The following is a 16084-nucleotide window of genomic DNA, read 5'->3' on the forward strand; positions in this document are numbered from 1 at the left end:
GCCGTTTTTATCGCGGCCCCTTTTTGTTGTGATTTTGGATGGTCGGCTGCCACAGGCTGTCGGTCAATCCGGCGAAATGGACCCTGAAACAAGTTCAGGGTGACGGCTAAGGCCAAGATCCCTCTTGTCCCCCCGCCGCCGCGCGATCAGCTTTTCGGGCAGGGGCGCGAACTGGCGGGCGTCCACCGCGCGCAGCCACTGGATCAGGCGGGTGGAGGCGGGCAGGGACAGGTCGATATCGCGCAATATCTCGTCGATATGGTGCAGCGAGAAGGGGACGATGTTGGTGCCCTTGCAATGCTTGCCGCCGGTGCGCCGGTCCATCCACCCCAGCCGCCGGTCGATCCACCGGTTCTGGACGCTCTCATCGGGCAATGCGATCCGCCCGGCCATATGCTCCGCGATCCAGAAGGAGCCGACCTCGGCGCTCAGCTGGCTGAAGAAGGAGGAATTATAACCGTTGAAGAGCAGCCGGGGCACACCCACCGGCAGGGTCGAGCGGTAGAGGCGGAAATTGCCCTCGCGGTCGGTCACCTTCGCAAGGACAGCATCCGGCAGGAAGTCCGCCCGCTGGCGCCAGCCCGTGCCGCAAACGATGATGTCGGCGGGCAGGCTTTCCCCCCGCTTCATCAGGATGCGTCCCGGTTCCAGCGCGGCGATCTCATCCTCCATCAGCGTCATCCGCCCGTCCTCGATCTTCTGATAGAAGCCGTCGCTGACGAGGCTGACCGTGCTTTTCGCGATGGTCTCCAGCGGCGTTTTCGGCTCCAGGCCGATGCGGCCGAGCCTGAGCTGTCGCGAGATGATGCCCTGCACCAGAGCGAGCATCCCGTTGCGCAGGAAGCGCCCCGGACCATGCAGGAAACGCTCGACCCCGCGCAGCTCGATATAGGGAAACAGCGCCTCGCCCATGCGGGTCAGGAACAGATGCTTGAAGTTGACGGCATCGCCGATCCGCTTCGGGATCTTCCAGATCAGATGGCGGGCCAGCACCGTCGTATGGGCGGAAACGCCCACCGTCGCATTGGCGACGTCGCAGGAGGATTTGCCGTAGCCGATGACGACCACCCGCTTGCCGCGCGCATCCTCCAGCCGGGTGAACTCGCTGGTGTGCAGCACCGCGCCGCCCGCCGCGCGGAACGCGTCGATCCCCGGATAATCGGGCACCGAGGGGATGGAGAAGATGCCGTTGCAGACGATCAGCCAGTCGAACGCGCGCGCGGCGGGCGCGGCATCGGGCTGCCCCACCGGCTGCGTCACGAGCGTCCAGCCGCTGCCGTCCGCCTTCGGTTCGGCGCGCAGCACCCCGGTTGAGAGCGACAGCGCGCGCGTCACGCCGAAATGGTCGGCATAGGCGCGCAGATAGGCCTGCATCTGGCTGCCGCTCGGCCATTCGGGATAGTCGGCGGGCATCGGAAAATCGGAAAAGGCGTAGGTGTCCTTCGGATTCTGCGTCGCCAGACCGGGGTAGCGCCGCGAGGCCGCCCAGACGCCGCCGACCTCGGCCTCCTTGTCGAACACCTCCACATCATAGCCCAGCGTCATCAGCAATTTCGCCGTGCACAGACCGGAAATCCCCGCGCCTATGATTGCCACGCGTTCCACCACTCGCATCTCCTCCCCAATCCAGATGCCGGAAAAGTAGAGCGGCCGGGCGGGCGTGGCCTATGCGGGAATTGCCGAGCCTGTTCGCGGACCGCAGGATTCGTCCGCAATGCGGGGCGGGCGGCGCGGGCGCCCGCAGGCCCCCGGCGGATAAATCCGCAATATCGGCATATTGTCTGCGCTCAATGAATATCGCCGGACGCCCCGCCATCCGACAGTTCGGCATGCCCCACCGCTGGAAAACAGGCGGGAGGCCGAGGACAGAATTGGGGAGCTTTTCATGAGACACAATTATTCCTGCCGCCGCACCGGCACCGCGATGGCGCTGCTGCTGACCGCGATGGCCGCCGCCGGAACGACCGCGCGGGCGCAGGACGAGCGCCCGGACGCGGTGCCGGAGAGAGAAGAAGCCTCCCGCGCCGGGGCGATGGGCGGCGATATCGTCGTGACCGCGCGCAAGCGGGAGGAGAAGGCGCAGGACATTCCGGTCGCCATCTCCGCCTTCAGCGGGGACGCGATCGCCGCGCGCGGCATAGAGAAGGTGGACGGCATCGCGACGATCACGCCCAACATGACCTTCCAGAACAATCCCAGCTTCGGCGGCGCGGGATCGTCGGCGGCGATCTATATTCGCGGCATCGGCCAGAAGGAGTTCCTGCCCACCACCGAGCCGGGCGTGGGCGTCTATGTCGACGGCGTCTATGTCGCCCGCTCGGTGGGCGCGCTGCTCGATCTGGTCGATGTGGAGCGGGTAGAGATATTGCGCGGGCCGCAGGGCACGCTGTTCGGCCGCAACACCATCGGCGGCGCGCTCAGCATCACCACGCGCAAGCCCGACGACCGGCTGGGAATGAACGGGCAGCTGACCGTCGGCCGCTATGAACGGATCGACGCGAAAGTCTCGGCCAATATCCCGCTGACCGACACGCTGTTCGCCAAGGTTTCCGCCGCCAGCTTCCGCCGCAACGGCTATGTCGCGCATCTGGCGGACGGGCGCAGGCTCGGCAATGTCGACACGCTGACCGGGCGGATCGATCTGCGCTGGCAGGCCAGTCCGGCGCTGGAGGTCAATCTGGCGGTGGAGGGCACGCGCGACCGTTCCAACGGCCCGGCGCTGGTGCTGACCGGGACCAATTACGGCTCGGCGATCTTCAACCCCGGCAACCTGCCGATCCTGCCGCCGGGCAGCCCGGCGACGCCCGGTTTCTATGTGCTGAACCCGCCCTTCGACGCGCCGGTCGACAATTTCACGCTGCTCAACAATTATTTCGCGGCCTTTCTGGGCGGCCAGCCCTGCATCGGCTTCAGCCCCTATGATCCGCAGGCGAGCAACGGCGCGGCCTGCTTCTCCGACCGCTTCCTCGTCGGGGACAAGGCCGATGCGGGCACCGCCCCGCAATATTCGAAGAACGATATCTGGGGCGCGCAGGGCACGATCGACTGGGATCTGGGGCCGGTGCAGCTCAAGTCCATCACCGCCTGGCGCAGGATCGACGGCGACTATGCCCGCGACGGCGACCACAGCTCGCTCACCATATTGCATTTGCAGGATTATCTGAAGCAACGCCAGTTCAGTCAGGAACTGCAATTGCTAGGTACCGGGCTGGATGACAGCCTCAACTATGTTGTCGGCCTCTATTACTTCGACGAGAAGGGCAACAACATCAACAATCTGGATTTCACGCCCGTGACCTTCCGGTCCGGCGGACGGTTCCAGACCAAGAGCTATGCCGCTTTCGCTCAGGCGACATGGACCTTCGTGCCGGGCGTCGACCTGACGCTGGGGCTGCGCTATACCGACGACCGCAAGTCGTTCCTGCCCGATCAGGAAATCCTCGTCGACAAGACCGGCGGCGCGCTGATCGCGGCCAGCCCGAATACGCCGCAGATCCGCGTATTGCCCTTCGTGCGGGTGAGGCAGAGCGAGGACGCGTTCACGCCGATGGCGAACCTCGCCTGGCACGTGACGCCGGACGTGATGCTCTACGGCTCCTTCTCGCAAGGGTTCAAGAGCGGCGGCTTCGTCCAGCGCGTCTTTCCGCCGCTGGCCGCGACGCCGCAATTCTCGTCGGAAAAGGCGACCGCCTATGAGCTGGGCTTCAAATCCAGCCTGTTCGGCCGCAGGCTGACGCTCAACGGAGCGGCTTTCTACACCAGATATGACAATCTTCAGGTGCAGGTGTTCACCGGCATCGCGCCGGTGACGAAGAACGCGGCGGCGGCGGAGATCCGGGGGGCGGAGCTGGAGGCGCGGCTGTCGCCGGGCGGCGGCTGGTTCCTGGAAGGCAGCCTCGGCTATCTCGATCCCGAATTCACGCGGATCGACCCGGCGGCGACCGAAATCCGCCTCGATTCACGGTTCGAGCGCATCTCCAAATGGACGATCAGCGCCTCGCTCGCCAGGAGCGTCGCGCTGGGCGACGGCGAGCTGACCGCGCGCGGCGACTGGTCCTACCGCTCGGGCATGTATATGGACGCGCTCAACTCGCCGGAACTTTACCAGCCCGCCTACAGCCTGTTCAACGCGAACCTGACCTACGATTTCCCCGGCCGGGCGCTCAGCATGGTCTTCGGCGTCACCAACATCGCCGACAAGAAATACAGCCTGACCGGCATCTATGGCAGCTCCTTCGGCCTTTACGAGCAGATGTTCGCGCGGCCGCGCGAATGGAGCCTGTCCGTCCGGTGGAAGCTGTGACCGTGGCGGCGGGGGAGTTCGCCGGGCGCACGGCGATCCTCGCGGGCGGCGCGACCCTGATCGGGCGCGCCATCGCCGCGGCCTTCGCCGCCGCCGGGGCGAACGTCGTCATCGCCGATATCGATGCGGAAGGCGGCGCGCTGGCGGTGCGGGAATTGGGCGATCGGGCGCTGTTCCTGCCCACCGACGTCACCGTGGATGCCGATATCGACGCCTGCATTGCGGCGGCGGCGGAGCGTTTCGGCGGCATCGACTATCTGGTCAACGTCACCACCTCCTATCTCGACAACGGGCTGGAAACGGCGCGGGCGGATTGGCTGCGCGCGCTCGACATCGCGGTCGTCGGCGCGGCGATCTTCGCGCAGAGGGCCGCGCCGCATCTGATCGCGCGCAAGGGGGCGATCGTCAACTTCTCCAGCATCAGCGCCCATCGCGCGCAGGCGGGGCGGTTCGTCTATCCGGCGGCGAAGGCGGCGGTCGCGCAGCTGACGCGATCCCAGGCGCTGGAATTCGCGCGCCATGGCGTGCGGGTCAATGCGGTCGCGCCCGCATGGACCTGGTCGAACGTGATCGGCATGGTGAGCGGCGGCGACAGGGCGAAGGCGGACCGCGCCGCCGCGCCTTTCCACATGGCCGGGCGCATCGCGGACGCGGAGGAAGTGGCGCGCGCGGTGCTGTTCCTCTGCTCGGACGCGGCGTCCTTCGTCATGGGCGCGGAATTGCCGGTCGACGGCGGCTATCTGGCGCTGGGGCCGGAACAGCGGGACGACGCCATCGCCGCGCTGGCCGGCTGAACGACTGGCACCGGAGCGCATGCTCTGGCCCGTCCGGGAAACAAAGAGGGGGATGGGGCAAACGCCCCGTTGACTTGCGGGCGGCGGAAGGAACATCGTTCGCCGACAGGCTGGAGGTTTTCGATCGAAACGGATTCGGAGGCGAGATGCAGTTCGACTATGCGGCGGGCACGAGCACGAGCATGATCGCGGCGCAGGACGGGCCGATCCCGTTCGGGCCGCCGCTGATGGACGATCATCGCATTTTCCAGTCCAGCGATCTCGACCAGACGCGCGACCATATTTCCCGCACCTATTGCCCCCATCGCCTCTCCATCGGCAACAGGGCGGGCAGGCTGGGCGCATGGCTCAACCACAAGCGCCTGTCGCAGATCGGCGTCGGCACCATGACCTATGGCACGGAGGTGCAGATTTCCGGGGTGGAGGACCAGGATTTCTTGCTGCTGATGCTGCCGCTGCGCGGCACGGCGGATATCGGGCTGGGCCGCTGCCGGATCCAATGCGACCCCGCCCGCGCCGTCGTCGCCAGCACGGTGGAGCTGGACAATATGCTGTGGTCGGCGGACTGTTCGCAGATCGTCGTGCAGATCAATTCCGCGGCGCTCGACCGCCATGTCTCGCTGATGACCGGCGCCGGGCTGCGCGAGCCGCTCCGCTTCGCGCCGGAAATGGATGCGGCGCGCGGCGCCGTTTCCTGGTGGCGCTATGTCGCGATGCTGATCACGGAGCTTTCCGACCAGGGCGGGCGCGGCGCGCAGGCGAGCATCGCGCAGCTGGAAACGCTGCTGATCGTCAAGCTGCTGGAAACGCAGGCCAGCAATTATTTCGAGCAGTTGCGCCCGCAGGCCAGCCGGATCGCGCCCCAGCATGTCCGGCGGGTGGAGCGGTTCATCGCCGACCATATCGGCCGCCCGATCACATTGGAGGAGCTGGTGGAAGCGAGCGGGGTCAGCGCCCGCGCGCTGTTCGACGGTTTCCGCCGCTTTCGCGGCTGCTCGCCCATGGCCTATCTGCGTTCGGTTCGGCTCGACCGGGTGCGGCAGGATCTGCTGGCCGCGCGCGACGGCGAGACGGTGACCAGCATCGCCTGCCGATGGGGCTTCTACCAGTTCGGGCGCTTTGCCGGGCAATATCGGCAGGCCTATGGCGAACTGCCGTCCGAAACCTTGCGTGCGGGCCGCTGAACCGCCATGCGGAGCGGACGACCGCATCATTCAATCGGAACGGCACCATGGAACTGAGGCATTTGCGCTATTTCGTCGCGGTGGCGCAGGAACGCAACTTCTCCCGCGCCGCCGAGCAGCTCAACATCTCCCAGCCGCCGCTCAGCCGCCAGATCAGGGAGCTGGAGCTGGAAATCGGCGCCGAACTGTTCGACCGCACGTCCCGTCCGCTGCGCCTGACCGATGCCGGGCGGCTGCTCTACCAGAATGCGGTGCAGGCGCTGGCCAGCTTCGATCAGGTGCGCGGCACCATGTCGCGCCATTTCAAGGCGGGGACGCGCCATTATCTGATCGGCTTCGTCGGCTCCATCCTGTGCGGCAGGCTGCCGCAGGTGATCCGCGAGTTCCGCGCCCATATGGGCGGGGGCATCGCCATTTCGCTGATCGAGATGGGGTCGTCCGAACAGGCCGCCGCACTGCGCGAGGGGCGCATCGATGTCGGCTTCGGCCGGCTGCGCGTCAATGACGAAGGGCTGCGCCGCATCGTACTGACCAAGGAGGCGCTGGTCGCCGCGCTGCCCGCCGACCACGCGCTCGCCGACCAGAGCGCGCCGCTCTCGCTGGGTCAGCTGGCGGCCGAGCCGGTCATCCTCTATCCGCGCCCCTTCCGCCCCAGCTATGCCGATCAGGTGCTGTCGTTGTTCGAGGACCATGGCCTGACGCTCGACCACCGGCAGGAGGTGCGGGAATTGCAGGCGGCGCTGGGCATGGTCGCGGCGGGGGCGGGCGTTTCCATCGTCCCGGCCTCGGCGCAGATCATGGACCGGCCCGACCTCGTCTTTCGCCCGATCGCCGCCGAGGACGCGATATCCCCGATCATCCTCAGCCATCGCGCCACCGACAGCTCGGCCGAATTGCAGTGCATGGTGGAGATCAGCCGCACCGTCTACCAGACCGACCGGGAGCCGGGCGTTGAAGCGGTCAGCTGACCAGCTGCTTCACGATCTGGCGGACCGGCACGGCGGTGTCGGCCAGCAACTCCGGCGGCACGCGCAGCCGCTCCTGCACCAGCGCGCGGCCGCCCATGAAATCCCTGGGGCTGTTGACCGCATCCAGCGCCACCACCGCGCCGTCCTTCAGATAGAAGATCGAGAAGGCGCCGCTGTCCGGATCGCCCCGGACGAGCGCCTCGCACGCGCCGCGCAGGATGCCCGCCGACTGGATGCGCATGTCATATTGATCGGACCAGAAGGTCGGCAGCGCGTCATAGTTGCGGGGGTTGCCCATGATCGCGTCGGCGGCGACCTCGGCCGAGGCGGTGGCGTGCTGCACCGATTCCAGCCGCCACAGCCCGCCCGCATAGCTGTTGGGGTGGCGCGCGCAGTCGCCGATCGCGAAGATCGCCGGATCGGAAGTGCGGCCGCACTGGTCGACCAGCACCCCGCCGTCGCAAGCGAGGCCCGCCGCTTCGGCCAGCTCGGTGCGCGGCGCGATGCCGATGCCGACGATCACGATATCGGCGGCCAGCCGCTCGCCCGACGAAAGCAGCACATGCTCGGCCCGCCCGTCGCCCTCTATCGCGGCGACATGCCGGCCGAAGCGGAAATCGACGCCATGGGCGCGGTGCTTGCGCTCCACGAAGGCGGAAAGGACAGGGCCGGTCACGCGGGCGAGCACCCGGTCCTGCGTCTCGACGACGACGACCTCGTGCCCCAGTTCCCGCAGCACCGCCGCCGCCTCCAGCCCGACATAGCCCGCGCCGACGATCGCCGCCCGCATTCCCGGCTTCAGCGCGGCGCGGATCGCGTCCACATCGACGAGGGAGCGCACCATATGGATGCCGGGCAGGTCCGCGCCGGGACAGGCCAGGGTGCGCACATGGCCGCCGGTGGCGAGGATGCACCGGCCATAGCCGATCGTCCGCCCGTCGCCGAGCCGCACCGTCGCAGCCGCCGGGTCGAGATGCGCCGCGGGCGTGTCGAGCAGCAGGTCGATCCCGTGCTCCGCCCAGTAATCGGCGTCGCGCAACAGGATGCGCTCTATGCTGATCGACCCCAGCATATAGGCCTTGGACAGCGACGGCCGGTCATAGGGCAGCACCGGTTCCTCGCCGATCAGCAGCACCGATCCGGTGAAACCACGCTCTCGCAGGGTAATCGCGGCATGGGCGCCCGCATGGCTCGCCCCGATGATGGCGACGTCGAAATGCTCTGTCATGGAGTCCTTCATTCCCGATCAGACGATATCTCTCCGGCGGCGGGACCGGAGGAACCGGCGGCCCGACGACCATCGCGATTGTCGCGGGGAACGGCCGGGCGATCTAGCCCGTGGGCGCAGCGGCTGGATCGAAAAGGCGAAATTGAGAGGGATCCTCAAAGTCGCCGTTTCGTCCCCGCCGGACGCCTTAGTATATTTTACGGGTATGAATGCCATGCCAATCGGTATTTGACTGGAATTGATGGAAAGCTGCAAATATTGATAATGCCGGAGCATCTTTGAGTCTGCGGCAGGGAATTCACATAGCAACGCAATCATGCCTGTGGAGCATAGGATTGACCAGACGGATCAAAATGATCGTCCCTGTACCGGTCCCGCCCGAAGCGCTGGACGGTTTTGCCGCGCAATTTCCGGCGCATCTGTCGCGGCCGGACATCTCGATCGAATTCTGCTGCGCCGCGCGCGGCGGCAGCGCGCTCGATTCCCCCTGTGAAGGCACGATCGCCGATGCCTTCTGCCTCGACGCCGGGATGCAGGCCGAGGCGGAGGGCTTCGCCGCCGTCTGCGTCAATTCGATGAGCGATTCCGGGGTCGCCGCCCTGCGCTCGCGGCTTTCCATCCCCGTCATCGGCACGGCCGCGCCGACCTATCATCTCGCCAGCCAGCTGGGGCGGCGCTTTTCCATCCTCAGCATGTGGGACCGGTGGAACTGGCTCTACGACAAGGTGCTGGGCGAAACCGGTCTGTCGCATCGCCTCGCCTCGATCCGCTCGATCGACGTGGCGCCGGATACCAGCGAGCTGCTGTCGGGCAAGGAGGACATGGTGTTCCCCAAATTGCTGGAGGCCGCGCGGCAGGCGGTGGAAAGCGACGGCGCCGACGTGCTGGTGCTGGGGTCCACCACCATGCACCAGTCGCACCGCTTCCTCCAGGAAAGGCTCGACGTGCCGGTGCTCAATCCCGGCCTCGTCGCGTTCAAGACCTGCGAAGCGCTGCTCGATCTGGGGCTGGCCCACAGCAAGCGCGCCTGGCCCGCCCCCAGAGGGCCGAGCGACGGCATATTTCAGGAAAAAGCGGCATAAGACCGTGCGAGACATGAGGAGACGACGATATGGACGAGGGAGCATGGCGCATTCCCGATAAAGGGGCGTGGAGCGGCGCGGCGCTGCCGCTTTCCGCCTATTCCAAATTGCAGAGCACCGATCTCGACGAAGTGCATGCGCATATGAGCGCGATGCTGTGCGACCACGACCTGCGGGTGGAGGGCGGAGTGCCGCCGATCACCTTTCGCCACAACCAGACGCCGCTGCGCTCGCTGACGTTCAACGCCACCGATTACGGCAATCCCTATGGCCGCGTGGTCGTCGCCATTCCGCCGGTGGAGCAGCTCTATCTCGTGCAATTCTCGCTCGCCGGCCGGGCGGAGGTGAGCCAGAACGGCGAGACCTTCACGCTGGAACAGGGGCAGATGTGCGTGCTGGGCTCCAACGCGCGCACGCGCCAGACCTTCGACGCGGGCTACAAGCATTTCACGGTGAAGATCCCCAAGAGCGATCTGGAGGCGGTGCTGATCCAGGAGCTGGGCTTCCGCCCCGGTGAGCTGCATTTCTCGCCCCGGCCGATCCGGCTGGAAGGCGCGGCGGCCTCCTTCGCGCATATGGTCCGCACGATCTGCGACGACATGGACATGGGCCTGCCGGGCTACAGCCATCCGCGCACCTGCGGCTCGATCGAGGATACGCTCAAGCGGCTGCTGCTGGTCGCGGTGCCGCACAATCACAGCGACCTGTTCAACGGATCGGTTTCCGGCCCCGCGCCCTTCTATGTGCGGCGGGTCGAGGAATATGTGCGCAGTCACGCCGAAGAGCCGATAACCCTGGCCGAGATGGTCGAGATATCGGGGGTCAGCGCCCGCTCGCTGCACGCGGGCTTCCGCCGTTTCCGCGACACGACGCCGATGGGCTATCTCAAGAACCATCGCCTCGCCATGGCGCGCTCGATGCTGAAGAGCGGCACGGAAAACGGCGTATCGGTAACGACCGTCGCGCTGGCCTGCGGCTTCACCCACCTCAGCAAATTCGCCCGCGATTATTATGAGCGCTATGGCGAGCGGCCTTCGGAGACGCTGCGGGCGATGTGAGGCGTTTCCGCCGCCCCGGCGCAGGCCGGGTCGCGCGCCATGTCGCGCGCCGACGCCTGAGAGGCCAGCCTGCGCTGGCAAGACGAGCAAGGGATGAGCACTCCCACCGTTCGGACTGAGCTTGTCGAAGCCCTGTTTTTCCTGAGGCCGAAAGCGGTCGTTTATCCGAACCTGTTGCAGGGGATATAGCCAAAAAAAGCCCGCCAATCGCTCGGCGGGCCAAGGGGTGTCGGTATGGCGCCGGTCAGGCGACGAGCATGATCTCGCCGTCCCGCTCGACCAGCCTGTAGGTGCGGATCGGGATGGAGCAGGGCGCGCCGGTCGGCTCCCCGGTGCGGATGCAGAAGGAGCCCATATGATAGGGGCAGACGATCTTCCCGTCCTTTATCTCTCCATCCGCGAGCGAGGCGTCGCCGTGCGAGCACAGATCGTCGGTGGCGTAGACCTCGCCCTCCACCCGGTAGACGGCGAGCACCCGTCCGTCGCCCAGATCGACCTGTCGCACTTCGCCTTCGGGAACGTCGGCGGACGCGCAAAGACGCTCCATCAACGCCCTCCCGCCTTCTTGAAGAAGAGCGGGGGCGCTATCTCCCCCTGCGCCCGGATATCGAGCACCACTGTCTGAAATCTCCATCCTTCCTCCGTAAGTGTGACGGTGCCGTCGTACCAGCCGCCCAGCCATTGATCCTGCGCGCCGCCGCCGGCCTGCCCCCCGTCCGCCCGCATCGTGCAGAGTTCCCACAGATACCATTGACAGGTGCCGCCGCGCGCGTCGTCCGCCAGCGTGATGACCGGCGCGACCATGAAATGGATCGACCACAGCACCGTATCGGCGGCGATCGCGGCAAGCCCCGCCGCGATCGCCTCCCGTCCGCCGAGCGTGGCGAAGCCGTCGCACGACCAGCTGGCGTCGGCGGCGAACAACGGGCCCATGATCGCGGGATCGTTGCGGCGGTCCGCCCCCAGCGCATAGCGCGCCACCAGATCGGTGATCGCCGCCCGCGCCTCCAGCACCGCCAGCCTGTGCTCCAGCGACATGGCCCGCTGCCCGCCCGCGCTCAGGCCGCCGCCGCCGCGGGCGGCAGGCCCAGCGCCGTGTCCTGATTGCCGTGCACGGCGACGAAGCGCGTCTCCTCGAACGCATAGGGCACGCCCGGCGCGCCGCCGTACAGCTCGATATGCGGCGCGACCTCGGCCAGCGAGAGGGCGAGCCAGTAAAGCGGGCGCAGTTCCTCCGGCAGGGCGCCGAGCGGATAGCCGTCCACCAGCGTCAATATCGCCTCGATGCGCGGCAGCATCGCGTCGTAGAACGCCCGCAACTCCTCCCGGCTCGCGGTGCGGCGGCGGTTGTAGCGCTGGTCGGCGGTCGGCAGCGCCCAGCCGAGGAAGGGGGTTAGGTCCGCGAAGTCGTTCGGCAAGCTGATGCCAGTCATAATGTCTGTCCCTTTCACGCGTTGACGAACCGGTCGACCACCACCGCGCCATGGCGGATGAGGATCTCGTCGTCCTGAAGATGCTGCTCCAGCTTCGCCCGCGACTGCATCGCGCGCTGGGTGTCCTCCATCGTCGCGGTGTCCTCCAGCCAGGCATTGCGTTGCAGCGTCATCGCATGCTCGATCGCCCAGCGCTGCGAATGGCTTTCCGGCGCCTTCACATAATAGCGGCCTTCCCACAGCGTCTTGTTGTGGGCGATCGGCCAGAATTGATGCGTGAACCAGATGCCTTCGGAAATGTGCAGCAGCGTGTTGGGGAACAGCACGCTCAGTTCGAAGGCGAAATCCTCGCGCTTGTCCGGGTTGATCGTCGGCGGCAGCATCGATTCCGCGCGCACCGACACCAGCGACGCGCCCGCCAGCCGGTTGGCGATGCCCGCGACCGGCGTGGGCTTGGCGTTGAGCGTCAGGCACACCGCGCAGCTGCGGTGCGGCCCCATCAGCTTCACATTCTGAAGGCCGGTGGAGAACACATTGGGGAAGGACCCGGCATGGATGGTGTCGACATGATAGGCCTCGGCAAAGGCGTCATGCGCGACCTTCCAGTTGCAGTCGAGATAGGTGTAATAGGTGAAGCCGTAATCCAGCTCGTGGAACGGGAAGCCCGCGAAATGGGTGGCATAGTCGCCCAGATAGTCGAGCAGGCCGGTTTCCGGCTTTTCCGCGACGTTGATGAACAGAAAGCCCTCCCATGTGTCGAGATGAACCGGCGTCAGGCCATTCTTCTCCTTCTGGAAACAGTCGTAGAAGCGCTGCTCGCTCGGCACCTGCTTCAGCGCGCCTTCCGCGTCGTAGACCCAGCCGTGGAAGCGGCAGGTCATGATCGCGGCCTTGCTGCGGCCGAAGGTTTCCTCGCCGGTTTCGCTGATGACCGTATTGCCGCGATGGGCGCAGGCATTGTGGAAGGCGCGGACCTTGCCGTCCTTGCCGCGCACCAGGATGACGGAGGTGTCCGCCGCCGCGATGCGCTTCACCTTATAGTCGCCCGCCCTGGGCAGTTCGTTCTCGCGCCCCACGCACAGCCACACCTTGCGGAAGATCTTCTCCTTCTCCCGCTCATACCATTCGGGCGAGATATAGGGCTCGGTGGAGATCGGCCCGGAGCCAAGCTCCGGATATTGCTCCATCCAGCGATGCACGGTTTCGGACATGACCCACTCCTTCATTCGGTCCAACGGTGTCGATCGGGGGCGGGTGCCGCCCGTCGAATTCCAATGAAGGGATATTGGGGCGGCGCGGCCTCTTCCGGCTAGCCCGCGCCCGTTGGCGTTAGCCTGCATGTGCAGGAAAGGAGCGCACGCCCCGGCCGCCCCGCTTTCGCCCGCTGCATTTTTCGCACAGTCGATAGCAGCGAGGGGATGGTCGCAGCGGGATCAGGATAGTCGGGAAGGGCCTTCTGACGTCTCTTGTACGCGATGGCAAACCGCCCTGGGAAGTGAGTCCGTGCCCATGAAGGCATCGGCCGGCGGCATGCCAGACGAGCATCAAGCCAAATGAGAAGGGGGATAGCATATGGGAACTATCGAAAGCACGACCATGAGCGGAAAGGGCGGCGACAGGGCCGGGATATGGCGTCCCGCCCTGCTGGCCGGCGCATCCGCCGCAAGCCTGTTCGCCGCCGCCCCGGTCGCGACCGCGCAGGAAGCGGCGGCGCGGGCGGAAAGCGGCGGCGGCATCGCGGATATCGTCGTCACCGCCCGGCGGCGTCAGGAATCGTTGCAGGACACGCCGATCGCCATTTCCGCCGTGTCGGGCGACAGCATCGCGGCGCGCGGCCTCGACAATGTGACGCAGATCGGCGACTTCACGCCGAATGTGAAGTTCAACAGCTCCGTCCCGGTGTCGGCGAGCAACGCGACGGCGGCCATCTTCATCCGCGGCATCGGCCAGAACGACTATCAGCTGTCCGCCGACCCCGGCGTCGGGCTGTATCTCGACGGCGTCTATATCTCGCGCGGCGTCGGCAATGTGCTCGACGTGCTGAACGTGGAGCGGATCGAGGTGCTGCGCGGGCCGCAGGGCACGCTGTTCGGCCGCAACACCATCGGCGGCGCGGTCAGCGTGACGACGAAGAAGCCCGGCGACGTGCTGGCGGGCAGCCTCGACCTCACCACCGGCAGCTATGACCGGGCGCAGGTCAAGGCGTCGATCGACCTGCCGCTGGCCGAGGGCGTCTACACCAGCTTCTCCGGCTTTTATCACCACCGCGACGGCTATGTGAAAGGCGTCGTCCCCGGCGCGCCCGATCTGGGCGACACCAACCAGCTGGCGGGCCGCTTCGCGCTGCGCCTCGAACCGTCGAGCGACGTGACGATCGACCTGGCGGTGGACGGCACCCGCGCGCGGGAGGAATCGGCGCCCAACGTGCTGCTGGCCGCGAACGAGAACGCGCCCGCCGCCGCCGTGTGGAACGCGGTCTATTCGGGCGCGGCGTCGATCTGCACCGACCTCGCCAACCCCGCGCGGCTGAGCGACCAGCGCTGCTACAACAGCCAGTGGGCGCTCGCCCCCTACCGCCATGGCGGCACCTTCACCACCATTTCGGCCCCGTTCAACGCCAACAGCCGCCGCCGCTATCAGTCCGCGTCGGACCTCAACATCTGGGGCGTGTCGGGCATAGTGGAATGGAAGGTGTCGGACGCGGCGACGTTCAAGTCGATCACCGCCTATCGCAAGGTCACCGGCTTCTGGACGCGCGATTCCGATCACAGCCCGGCCTCGATCGTCCAGACCAACAGCGACTGGAAGCAGGACCAGTTCAGCCAGGAATTGCAGCTGGGCGGGGAGGCGCTCGACAAGCGGCTCAACTGGTTGATCGGCGCCTATTATTCCAGCGAGAGCGGCAATCACCGCGATCTCGTCAATATCGTCGACGCCGTGTTCATGAGCGGCGCGGTGCTGGACGGCGAGAGCTTCGCCGCCTTCGGCCAGGCCACCTATGAGATAGCGACCGGCCTCAACCTGACGGCGGGCATCCGCTGGACGGAGGACAAGAAAACCTTCGACAACGCCAATCAATATGTGGTCGAGGCCGGCTTCCTGACCGGCGAGCCGTTCAATCCCGACGGTTCCGGGTTGCAGGACGGCGATCCGCTGATGGGCCCGCTCGGCCAGCGTTCCACGATCAAGGATCGCGCCTGGACGCCGATGGCCAGCCTGTCCTATCGCTGGAGCCCGGAGGTGCTGACCTATCTGTCCTATTCCAAGGGCTTCAAGGGCGGCGGTTTCACCCAGCGCGTTTTCCCGCCCTTCGCCTTCATTCCGTCGTTCAAGCCGGAAACCAGCGAAACCTTCGAGGCGGGGATGAAGACCGACCTGTTCGACCGCCGCCTGCGGCTGAACGGCGCGGTGTTCCTCAACAATTACGACAATCTGCAAATCACGGTGAACGACCCGACGCTGGGCTTCGCGCCGATCATCCAGAACGCCGCCAAGGCGCGGATCAAGGGCGTCGAGCTGGAGATGCAGCTGCAACCGACCGACGCGCTGCGGATCGAGGCGGGGCTGGGCTATCTCCACGCCAAATATCGCAATGTGGACATTCGCGCGCTCAATGCGGGCGTCACCACCTCGACGCATCTGCAAAACGCGCCGAAATGGACGCTGAGCGCGGCGGCTTCCTATGCCTTCGATCTGGGCGAGGCGGGCAGGCTGACGCCGCGCGTCGACTGGTCCTACCGCTCGCGCGTCTATAACGACGCGATCAACACGCCGGAACTGGTGCAGGACGGCTATCACCTCGTCAACGCATCGATCGGCTATGCGGATGCGAATGCGCGCTGGTCGGTCAGCCTGGGCGTCAAGAACCTGACCAAGGAAGTCTATCTCGGCTCCGGCTATGCCGACTCGTTCGGCGGGCTGATCGAGGGCGTCTATGGCCGCCCGCGCGAATGGTATCTGAGCGCCGGATACAAGTTCTGACCGAAGAAGAGGCGGGCGGTCCGCCATCGGTCCGCCCGCCCACAGGAAGAGGA

General features: G+C 66.4%; 13 protein-coding genes. 7 read left to right on the plus strand and 6 right to left on the minus strand.

Annotated features, from left to right (window positions below; all coding sequences use genetic code 11):
- Positions 1 to 63 precede the first annotated feature (63 nt).
- Positions 64 to 1596: a flavin-containing monooxygenase gene (locus tag GGR43_RS12355; protein ID WP_284277057.1), complete on the minus strand. Its 1533-nt coding sequence runs from the start codon at positions 1594 to 1596 to the stop codon at positions 64 to 66.
- 289 nt (positions 1597 to 1885) lie between these two features.
- Here GGR43_RS12355 and GGR43_RS12360 point away from each other — a divergent pair, with 289 nt between their 5' ends.
- The 4 genes from GGR43_RS12360 (at position 1886) to GGR43_RS12375 (ending at position 7249) form a co-directional block, all read left to right on the plus strand.
- Positions 1886 to 4303, plus strand: coding sequence for a TonB-dependent receptor (locus GGR43_RS12360; RefSeq protein WP_188072277.1), 2418 nt, complete (start codon positions 1886 to 1888; stop codon positions 4301 to 4303).
- Positions 4291 to 5097, plus strand: a complete 807-nt coding sequence (locus GGR43_RS12365) for an SDR family oxidoreductase (RefSeq protein WP_284277054.1) — start codon at positions 4291 to 4293, stop codon at positions 5095 to 5097. Before GGR43_RS12360 ends, GGR43_RS12365 begins: the two co-directional genes overlap by 13 nt.
- Before the next feature lie 146 nt (positions 5098 to 5243).
- Entirely contained in the window at positions 5244 to 6281 is a 1038-nt protein-coding gene (locus tag GGR43_RS12370) for an AraC family transcriptional regulator (RefSeq protein WP_246343711.1), read from the plus strand.
- Positions 6282 to 6328: 47 nt separating this feature from the next.
- A complete protein-coding gene (locus tag GGR43_RS12375) occupies positions 6329 to 7249 on the plus strand; it encodes a LysR family transcriptional regulator (RefSeq protein WP_188072279.1) in 921 nt (306 codons plus the stop codon).
- Here the strand turns inward: GGR43_RS12375 and GGR43_RS12380 are convergent.
- Positions 7242 to 8477 carry an NAD(P)/FAD-dependent oxidoreductase gene (locus GGR43_RS12380; RefSeq protein ID WP_188072280.1) on the minus strand — a complete coding sequence of 412 codons (1236 nt, stop codon included), beginning with the start codon at positions 8475 to 8477 and terminating at the stop codon, positions 7242 to 7244. The two genes, GGR43_RS12375 and GGR43_RS12380, sit on opposite strands and share 8 nt — an antisense overlap.
- A gap of 353 nt (positions 8478 to 8830) precedes the next feature.
- On the opposite strand from GGR43_RS12380, the gene GGR43_RS12385 reads away from it, so the two are divergent.
- Positions 8831 to 9559, plus strand: coding sequence for an aspartate/glutamate racemase family protein (locus tag GGR43_RS12385; RefSeq protein WP_188072281.1), 729 nt, complete (start codon positions 8831 to 8833; stop codon positions 9557 to 9559).
- Positions 9560 to 9588: 29 nt separating this feature from the next.
- Positions 9589 to 10617, plus strand: coding sequence for an AraC family transcriptional regulator (locus GGR43_RS12390; RefSeq protein ID WP_188072282.1), 1029 nt, complete (start codon positions 9589 to 9591; stop codon positions 10615 to 10617).
- Between the two features lie 244 nt (positions 10618 to 10861).
- On the opposite strand, the gene GGR43_RS12395 is transcribed toward GGR43_RS12390, so the two are convergent.
- Genes GGR43_RS12395 through GGR43_RS12410 form a run of 4 tightly spaced genes read right to left on the minus strand, consistent with a single transcriptional unit; the run spans position 10862 to position 13261 of the window.
- Positions 10862 to 11164, minus strand: coding sequence for a non-heme iron oxygenase ferredoxin subunit (locus tag GGR43_RS12395; protein WP_246343712.1), 303 nt, complete (start codon positions 11162 to 11164; stop codon positions 10862 to 10864).
- On the minus strand, positions 11164 to 11655 hold the full coding sequence (locus GGR43_RS12400; RefSeq protein WP_188072284.1) for a nuclear transport factor 2 family protein: 492 nt from the start codon (positions 11653 to 11655) through the stop codon (positions 11164 to 11166). The genes GGR43_RS12395 and GGR43_RS12400 overlap by 1 nt, the downstream gene beginning before the upstream one ends.
- Positions 11656 to 11675: 20 nt before the next feature.
- On the minus strand, positions 11676 to 12050 hold the full coding sequence (locus GGR43_RS12405; protein WP_188072285.1) for a hypothetical protein: 375 nt from the start codon (positions 12048 to 12050) through the stop codon (positions 11676 to 11678).
- 14 nt (positions 12051 to 12064) lie between these two features.
- Entirely contained in the window at positions 12065 to 13261 is a 1197-nt protein-coding gene (locus GGR43_RS12410) for an aromatic ring-hydroxylating oxygenase subunit alpha (RefSeq protein WP_188072286.1), read from the minus strand.
- Positions 13262 to 13622: 361 nt separating this feature from the next.
- Here GGR43_RS12410 and GGR43_RS12415 point away from each other — a divergent pair, with 361 nt between their 5' ends.
- On the plus strand, positions 13623 to 16031 hold the full coding sequence (locus tag GGR43_RS12415; protein ID WP_246343713.1) for a TonB-dependent receptor: 2409 nt from the start codon (positions 13623 to 13625) through the stop codon (positions 16029 to 16031).
- Positions 16032 to 16084: the final 53 nt, after the last annotated feature.

It is taken from the genome of Sphingobium jiangsuense (assembly GCF_014196495.1).
Classification (GTDB): Bacteria; Pseudomonadota; Alphaproteobacteria; order Sphingomonadales; family Sphingomonadaceae; genus Sphingobium; species Sphingobium jiangsuense.

Coding starts and splice junctions, on each gene's coding strand:
- GGR43_RS12360 (WP_188072277.1), top strand. CDS start 1,886: ATGAGACACAATTATTCCTGCCGCCGCACCGGCACCGCGATGGCGCTG.
- GGR43_RS12370 (WP_246343711.1), top strand. CDS start 5,244: ATGCAGTTCGACTATGCGGCGGGCACGAGCACGAGCATGATCGCGGCG.
- GGR43_RS12375 (WP_188072279.1), top strand. CDS start 6,329: ATGGAACTGAGGCATTTGCGCTATTTCGTCGCGGTGGCGCAGGAACGC.
- GGR43_RS12380 (WP_188072280.1), bottom strand. CDS start 8,477: ATGACAGAGCATTTCGACGTCGCCATCATCGGGGCGAGCCATGCGGGC.
- GGR43_RS12385 (WP_188072281.1), top strand. CDS start 8,831: ATGATCGTCCCTGTACCGGTCCCGCCCGAAGCGCTGGACGGTTTTGCC.
- GGR43_RS12390 (WP_188072282.1), top strand. CDS start 9,589: ATGGACGAGGGAGCATGGCGCATTCCCGATAAAGGGGCGTGGAGCGGC.
- GGR43_RS12395 (WP_246343712.1), bottom strand. CDS start 11,164: ATGGAGCGTCTTTGCGCGTCCGCCGACGTTCCCGAAGGCGAAGTGCGA.
- GGR43_RS12400 (WP_188072284.1), bottom strand. CDS start 11,655: ATGTCGCTGGAGCACAGGCTGGCGGTGCTGGAGGCGCGGGCGGCGATC.
- GGR43_RS12405 (WP_188072285.1), bottom strand. CDS start 12,050: ATGACTGGCATCAGCTTGCCGAACGACTTCGCGGACCTAACCCCCTTC.
- GGR43_RS12410 (WP_188072286.1), bottom strand. CDS start 13,261: ATGTCCGAAACCGTGCATCGCTGGATGGAGCAATATCCGGAGCTTGGC.
- GGR43_RS12415 (WP_246343713.1), top strand. CDS start 13,623: ATGGGAACTATCGAAAGCACGACCATGAGCGGAAAGGGCGGCGACAGG.